Origin of the sequence: Paraplanobispora takensis, from assembly GCF_016863195.1 — a bacterium.
Lineage (GTDB): Bacteria > Actinomycetota > Actinomycetes > Streptosporangiales > Streptosporangiaceae > Planobispora > Planobispora takensis.
Map to the genome: position 1 here is coordinate 1 of NZ_BOOK01000102.1, position 7,098 is coordinate 7,098.

The 7,098-nt window shown below is 68.1% G+C and carries 6 protein-coding genes and 2 tRNA genes; 6 read left to right on the forward strand and 2 right to left on the reverse strand.

Features of this window, described 5'->3' with window-relative positions:
* Window positions 1-155 precede the first annotated feature (155 nt).
* From Pta02_RS40395 to Pta02_RS40420, 6 genes are all read left to right on the forward strand, one after another.
* Window positions 156-581 (forward strand): molybdenum cofactor biosynthesis protein MoaE, encoded by a 426-nt coding sequence (locus tag Pta02_RS40395; protein ID WP_203880347.1) that lies wholly within the window; start codon window positions 156-158, stop codon window positions 579-581.
* A gap of 95 nt (window positions 582-676) precedes the next feature.
* Window positions 677-1,723 (forward strand): YlbL family protein, encoded by a 1,047-nt coding sequence (locus tag Pta02_RS40400; protein ID WP_203880348.1) that lies wholly within the window; start codon window positions 677-679, stop codon window positions 1,721-1,723.
* Window positions 1,724-1,960: 237 nt separating this feature from the next.
* Window positions 1,961-4,927, forward strand: a complete 2,967-nt coding sequence (locus Pta02_RS40405) for a UPF0182 family membrane protein (RefSeq protein ID WP_239131600.1) — start codon at window positions 1,961-1,963, stop codon at window positions 4,925-4,927.
* An 89-nt stretch (window positions 4,928-5,016) separates the two neighbouring features.
* Window positions 5,017-5,093 (forward strand) — tRNA-Met (locus tag Pta02_RS40410).
* A 115-nt stretch (window positions 5,094-5,208) separates the two neighbouring features.
* A tRNA-Met gene (locus tag Pta02_RS40415) sits at window positions 5,209-5,285 on the forward strand.
* Window positions 5,286-5,399: 114 nt separating this feature from the next.
* Window positions 5,400-6,167 (forward strand): group II truncated hemoglobin, encoded by a 768-nt coding sequence (locus tag Pta02_RS40420; RefSeq protein ID WP_203880350.1) that lies wholly within the window; start codon window positions 5,400-5,402, stop codon window positions 6,165-6,167.
* 41 nt (window positions 6,168-6,208) lie between these two features.
* Here Pta02_RS40420 and Pta02_RS40425 read toward each other — a convergent pair whose 3' ends face one another.
* Together Pta02_RS40425 and Pta02_RS40430 are read right to left on the reverse strand one after the other, a co-directional pair.
* A complete protein-coding gene (locus Pta02_RS40425) occupies window positions 6,209-6,436 on the reverse strand; it encodes a hypothetical protein (protein WP_203880351.1) in 228 nt (75 codons plus the stop codon).
* A 53-nt stretch (window positions 6,437-6,489) separates the two neighbouring features.
* Complete coding sequence (locus Pta02_RS40430; RefSeq protein ID WP_203880352.1) at window positions 6,490-6,891, reverse strand: hypothetical protein; 402 nt, start codon at window positions 6,889-6,891, stop codon at window positions 6,490-6,492.
* Window positions 6,892-7,098 lie beyond the last annotated feature (207 nt).

Consider the following 7,098-nt stretch of genomic DNA (forward strand, 5'->3'; position numbering starts at 1 on the left):
GGAGCACGGGGGCGGGGGAACGGCGAAGGAGAAGAGCGCGGGCACGGGGAGAGCGGAACGCGGGCGGGTGACGGAGAGCGCGGGCGCAGAGAGAGCGGGGACGCGGGGGAGAACGCGCCCCGGGGCCGGTCGCTTCGGGGCGGTACTCTTTCCGCGTGGATGTCATCCGGTTGCTGGGTATTCGTGATGAGACGCTCTCGGTGGACGAGGTCCTCGCGGCGGTAGGCGATCACGCCGCCGGCGGGACGGCGCTCTTCATCGGCACGGTGCGCGACCAGGACCACGGCAAGCCGGTCACGCAGCTGTCCTACTCCGCCCATCCCAGCGCCGGAGACGAGCTGCGCCGGGTCGCGGACAAGGTGGCCGCCGACTTCCAGGCCACCGCTCTGGCCGCGGTCCACCGGGTCGGCGACCTCCGGCTCGGCGACATCGCGGTCATCGTCGCGGTCGCCTGCCCGCACCGCGCGGAGGCGTTCGCCGCCTGCCGCCGCCTGATCGACGACCTCAAGAGTGAGGTCCCGATCTGGAAGAACCAGATCTTCGCCGACGGCTCGACCGAATGGGTCGGCGCCTGCGAGTGACTCTCCGCCGAATGGGAAGGATCTTCCTGTGAAGATCCCCCACACCGCACGATGCCGTCCGCTTCGAGCCGCTACGACCGCATAGGCTGCTTTTCATGTCCCGACGTGCGCTGACCCTCATGGTGGCAGGTTTCCTCACCCTCGCCCTGGGCGTGGTGGGCACCCTGGTGCCGGTGCCGTACGTCGTGCTGAGTCCCGGGCCGACCGAGAACACCATCGGCGAGGTGAAGGGCAAGCCGGTGATCAGCATCACCGGGCGCGAGACCTATCCGACCGAGGGCGGGCTCCGACTCGTGACGGTGGCCTACCAGGGCGGGCCGGGCAGCCGGATCGACCTGTTCACCGCGCTGCGCGGCTGGCTCGACCCGACCATCGCGGTCGTCCCCGAGGAGACGATCTTCCCTCCGGCGACCACCGCCGAGCAGGTCGAGGAGCAGAACACCCAGGAGATGACCAACTCCCAGGACGACGCGACCGCCGCGGCGCTGACGGAGCTGAAGATCCCCTTCACCTCGGTGATCACCGTGGCCGGCACGGAGAAGGGCCTGCCCGCGCACGGGAAGTTCACCCAGGGGGACGAGATCGTCTCGGTGGACGGCGTCCCCGGCACGGACCGGGAGACCATCTCCGGGACCGTCCGCAAGCACAAGGCCGGCGAGCAGGTCACCTTCGTCGTCAAGCGCGGCGGCAAGGAGATGACCCTCACCGTCCCGACCGCGGCGGCCAAGGACGGCACGCCCATCGTCGGCATCACCATGGCGATCACCTACCGGTTCCCGTTCAGCGTGAACATCAACGTCGGCGACGTCGGCGGGCCGAGCGCGGGGATGATGTTCTCCCTGGGCATCATGGACAAGCTCACCCCCGGAGCCATGACCGGCGGCAAGTCCGTCGCCGGGACCGGGACGATCACCCCCGACGGCGAGGTCGGCCCGATCGGCGGCATCCAGCAGAAGATGGTGGGCGCCCGCAAGGCCGGGGCCACGTTCTTCCTGACCCCCGCCAAGAACTGCGCCGAGGCGCTCGGCGCGGTCCCCGACGGGCTCAGGCTGGTCAAGGTCGAGACGCTCCACGGCGCCGTCCAGGCCCTGGACGCGGTGCGCACGGGATCGGGCGCCCTGCCCGCCTGCTCCGCCGGCTGAGCCCCGGCCGCTCCTGCACCGCGCCGGTCCCTCCGGAATCCGTGCCGTGAACGGGCACCGATCCGGCCCCCCGCGCGTTAGCCGTACTGGGACCGGCACCCGTGGGCACCGTACGCCGACCGCACCGAGCGGCTGAGCGCGACGGGACCTTCACCGGTGTAGGTTGCCAGACACGGACCGTGCTCTTATGACAAGGGGTTGGCCTTGAGCTTCCGGACCCCCGGAGCCGGTAGGGCGATGCGCTTGCCCCGCCGGCCACGACTGCTGCTTCCTGTGGCGATCGCGCTCATCGCGATCGTGGCGTTCTTCTTCCTTTTCGCCGGTATCTTCACCGACTACCTCTGGTACGACTCGGTGGACTACACGGCGGTGTTCTCCGGCGTGATCGTCACTCAGATCCTGCTCTTCGTGGTGGGCGCGGTGGTGATGGTCGGCATCGTGGGCGGCAACATGCTGCTGGCCTACCGGATGCGACCGATGTTCGGCCCCGGGATGTTCGGCGGCGCGAGCGGCGCCGACCGATACCGGATGGCCCTCGACCCGCACCGCAAGCTGATCTTCCTGATCGGCATCGCGGTGCTGGCGCTGTTCGCGGGATCGTCGTTCGGCGGCCAGTGGAAGACCTGGCTCGAGTTCGTCAACGCCGTGCCGTTCGGCGAGACCGACGCGCAGTTCAAGGAGGACCTCTCCTTCTTCATGTTCACCTATCCGTTCATCCGGATGGTGCTGAACTTCCTGTTCACCGCCGTGGTGCTGTCGGCCGTCATGGCCGCGATCGTGCACTACCTGTACGGCGGTTTCCGCCTCCAGTCGCCCGGTGTGCACGCCTCGCGGGCGGCCCGCGCCCACCTGTCGGTGCTGCTCGGCGTGTTCGTGCTGCTGAAGGCGGTGGCCTACTGGTACGACCGGTACGGACTCGTCTTCTCCGACCGGGGGTTCGTCCACGGCGCCTCCTACACCGACGTCAACGCGGTGCTGCCGGCCAAGACCATCCTGGCGATCATCGCCCTGATCTGCGCGGCGCTGTTCTTCGCCGGTGTCATACGGCCCGGCGGCATGCTTCCCGGCGTGGCCTTCGGCCTGCTGGTGCTGTCGGCCATCCTGATCGGCGGGGTCTACCCGGCGCTGGTCCAGCAGTTCCAGGTCAAGCCGAACGAGCAGGCGCGCGAGAAGACGTTCATCGCCCGGAACATCGAGGCCACCAGAAAGGCCTACGGGATCAAGGATTCCGAGGTCATCCCCTACGACGCGCAGGGCGAGGCGAACAACGCCAACGTCAGCGCCGACAGCTCCGTCTCCGGCGTGCGCCTGCTCGACCCGAACCTGGTCGGCAAGACCTACCAGCAGAAGCAGCGGATCCGCGGTTTCTACGACTTCCCGGACAAGCTCGACGTCGACCGCTACCCCGACCCGCAGACGGGCAACATGCGCGACACCGTGGTGGCCGTGCGAGAGCTCAGCGGACCGCCGGCGGAGCAGGACAACTGGATCAACCGCCACCTGGTCTACACCCACGGTTACGGGTTCGTGGCCGCGCCGGGCAACGAGGTCGACGCCGAGGGCCTGCCCAACTTCACCGCCAAGGACATGCCGGTCACCGGCCCCCTGGTGGACCAGACGAAGCTGACCGAGACGCGGATCTACTTCGGCGAGCACCCCTCCGGGTCCGAGTACTCCGTCGTGGGCGGCGACCGGAACCAGGAGCTCGACTATCCGTTCTCCGAGAACAACGGCACCGGCACCGGCCAGAAGAACACCACCTACACCGGCAAGGGCGGCGTGCCCGTCGGCTCGTTCTTCAACCGGATGCTCTACGCGGCCAAGTACGGCGAGATCAACCTGCTGCTGTCGGGTGACATCAGCGACAAGTCCAAGATCCTGTACGAGCGCGACCCCGCCCGGCGCATCGCCAAGGTCGCCCCGTTCCTGAGCCTGGACAACAACGCCTACCCGGCCATCGTGGACGGCAGGGTGGTCTGGATCGTCGACGCCTACACCACCTCCAACGCCTACCCCTACTCCGAGAGCAAGAGCCTGGAGGCGATGACGCGGGACACGGTGACCGACCCGCGCCTGGTGGTGCAGCAGCCGCGCGACCAGATCAACTACATGCGCAACTCGGTCAAGGCCACGGTGGACGCCTACGACGGCACCGTGAACCTCTACACCTGGGACGAGAGCGACCCGATCCTGAAGACCTGGACCAACGCGTTCCCCGGCGTCATCAAGCCGAAGAACGAGATCTCCGACAGCCTGGAGCAGCACCTGCGCTACCCCGAGGCGCTGTTCAAGGTCCAGCGCGACGTGCTGTCCCGCTATCACATCGAGGACCCGGACGCCTTCTACAGCGGCCAGGACTTCTGGAACGTCCCGAACGACCCGTCGGGCGGTGACGTCAAGCAGCCGCCGTACTACCTGTCGGTCAAGATGCCCGGCTCGCCGAACCCGTCCTTCTCGCTGACCACCACGTTCGTGCCGCGCCAGGGTCCCAACCTGGCGGCGTTCATGGCCGTGAACGCGACGCCGGGAGACGACTACGGGAAGCTGCGCATCCTGCGCATGCCGTCCAACACGACGGTCGCCGGTCCGGGCCAGGTGCAGAACAACTTCCAGAACAAGTTCTCCGGTGAGCTCAACGTGCTGGGCCTGGGCCAGTCCAAGGTCCGGTACGGCAACCTGCTGACCCTGCCCTTCGCCGGCGGCCTGATCTACATCGAGCCGGTCTACGTGGAGATCGCGGGAGGCTCCGGCCAGGAGCCGTACCCGATCCTGCGCCGGGTGCTGGTGGGATACGGCAGCAAGGTGGGCTCGGCCAACACCCTGGAAGACGCTCTGAAGCAGGTCTTCGCCGACGCCGGCCGGTTGCCGACCACGCCTGACAACGGCCAGCCGAACCAGCCGGATCAGCCGGATACGCCGCAGCAGCCGAACCTGTCGGAGGAACAGCTGGCCAAGGCCATCGACGACGCGCAGGCCGCCTACGACGAGGCCCAGGCGGCGCTGGCCAAGGACCCGCCGGACTGGGTGGCGTACGGCAACGCGCAGAAGAAGCTGGCCGACGCGCTGAAGAAGCTGGAGGGCGTGAGCCTGCCCAACGCGACGCCGACGGCCACGCCGTCTCCCACGGCGAGCGCGACCCCGTCCCCGTCCGGGACTCCCAGCCCGTCGGCGACGCCCTCGGCGTCACCGTCACCGAGTTCCTAGGAAGGTTCCCCTGAGGGTTCCAAGGAGGGCGCGAGGCTGATCGATTCGCATCCATCCCCGAAGGACGGTAGTGTTGAGACACACACCGACGCGGGGTGGAGCAGTTCGGTAGCTCGCTGGGCTCATAACCCAGAGGTCGCAGGTTCAAATCCTGTCCCCGCTACCACGGGAAGGCCCGGATCTCATCGAGATCCGGGCCTTCTGCCATGCGGGGCCGATCTGGCATCCTTAGTCAATTTGCCCTCGGCGCCGAGAGTGGGTAGTGTTGAGACACACACCGACGCGGGGTGGAGCAGTTCGGTAGCTCGCTGGGCTCATAACCCAGAGGTCGCAGGTTCAAATCCTGTCCCCGCTACCACGGGAAGGCCCGGATCTCATCGAGATCCGGGCCTTTCACTTTTCCGGGGTACCTTCGGCCGAGATTACATGATTACATGTGATCGACCCGACCTCGCCCCCGAAGGGTGGACCGATGATCGTCGAGTACATCCGCTATCGCATCCACGCCGATCGCGCCCAAGAGTTCGAGACCGCCTACCGGCGGGCGGCCGTCCCCCTGGCGAACGCCCCCCAGTGCGTCGACTACGAGCTCACCCGGTGCGTGGACGAGCCCGCCTGCTACGTCCTGCGCATCACCTGGACCTCCGCCGAGGATCACCTTGAGGGCTTCCGCAAGGGCCCCGACTTCCCGGCCTTCCTCGCGGAGATCCGGCCCTACGTCACGGACATCGAGGAGATGCGCCACTACGAGGTCACCGGAGTCCGGGGCCGGGGCTCCTCGGTGCCGACGCTCTACGACTGGGCCGGCGGAGCCGAGGCTCTCGACCGGCTCACCGAGACCTTCTACGGGCTCGTGCGCAAGGACGAGCTGATCGGCCCGCTCTTCGCGCACATGGATCCCGGGCATCCGCGCTATGTGGCCATGTGGCTCGGCGAGGTCTTCGGCGGCCCCGACCGCTACACACGCGAACGCGGGGGCTATCCGCACATGCTCTCGCAGCACCTGGGCAAGGGGATCACCGAGCCGCAGCGCCGGCGCTGGGTGAACCTGCTCCTCGACGCGGCCGACGAGGTGGGCCTGCCGGGTGACCCGGAGTTCCGCGCGGCCTTCCTGGGCTACATCGAGTGGGGGACACGGCTGGCCTTCGCCAACTCCCAGCCGGGGGCCGCCCCGCCGGCCCAGGCTCCGGTGCCGCACTGGGGCTGGGGTGTGGCGCCGCCGTATATCCCGAAGGGCTGAGGCTCAGTGCCCCGGGGCCCGGGGGTGAGAGGAGCGCGTGCTCAGGCCCTGACCCGGCGGTGCCGGGGGGTGAACCTCGGCTCGGTACGGCGCAGCAGCAGCCCGGCCTTGTAGAAGGCCCAGCCGATGAGGAAGACCCCCAGAAGGGCCTGGCCGATCCGGGCCCACATCGAGAGCTGCTCGGCCGCGAAGACCATGACGCCGAGCCAGAGAGTCCCGAAGCCACCCACGAGGACGGTCGCCGTCCAGTTCATCCCCCGCTGCCACATGCCTGGAGTCTCGCAGATATCAGTTCAAGGCCAGGTCAACGATGAGGAATGCCTCAGTGGGGGAGAGTACGGCTGCTACCTGCACACTTTCGGACACGAGGCGCTGCGCCCGTCGTCCTCATCGGGCTCTGCTCCAGGCATGCCAGCAAAGCCGCCGCGGTGTGCGCATCGGCCAGCACCCGGTTCACCTCATCGTCGGTCCCCGGCAACTGGCCACGCTTGGCGAGCTCGTCGGTGAGGAAGGTGAGAGGCTCCGGGTAACCCGCCCGCTGCGCGGCGACCGTCGCCCGTGCGGCGGTGAGGAGGCGCAGATAGTAGGCGCGCAGAGTGGCCTCGCGCATCCTCGCGACCTCCAGGTCGTCCAGCAGGGATCGGGCGACTCGGAGCAGGTCGCCGGGGCGATCGGCCTCCGCAGTGATGTGCGCGCGGATGTCGTCGAACTCCGAGCGAGTCATGGTGCTCACCTCCGTGGCGGGGCCAGAGTTCTGACCCTCGTGCCTATTCATATCCAGACCCGATTGCGGATGGCTTGACGTCTGGTTGCGCGCTCCGACAGGTTTGGGACGCTTGAGCCCCGGGGATGGTTGGCAAGTTGTCTCTGGGACCCCAGAGTCCTGCTAATGTTCTTCCTGCGGGGCGAGTCCCCGCACCCTCCTCTCTAT

What these genes read in the sequence shown, in the direction of transcription:
- Pta02_RS40400 (WP_203880348.1), top strand. Translation starts at nt 677, where the DNA reads ATGTCCCGACGTGCGCTGACCCTCATGGTGGCAGGTTTCCTCACCCTC.
- Pta02_RS40405 (WP_239131600.1), top strand. Translation starts at nt 1,961, where the DNA reads ATGCGCTTGCCCCGCCGGCCACGACTGCTGCTTCCTGTGGCGATCGCG.
- Pta02_RS40420 (WP_203880350.1), top strand. Translation starts at nt 5,400, where the DNA reads ATGATCGTCGAGTACATCCGCTATCGCATCCACGCCGATCGCGCCCAA.
- Pta02_RS40425 (WP_203880351.1), bottom strand. Translation starts at nt 6,436, where the DNA reads ATGTGGCAGCGGGGGATGAACTGGACGGCGACCGTCCTCGTGGGTGGC.
- Pta02_RS40430 (WP_203880352.1), bottom strand. Translation starts at nt 6,891, where the DNA reads ATGACTCGCTCGGAGTTCGACGACATCCGCGCGCACATCACTGCGGAG.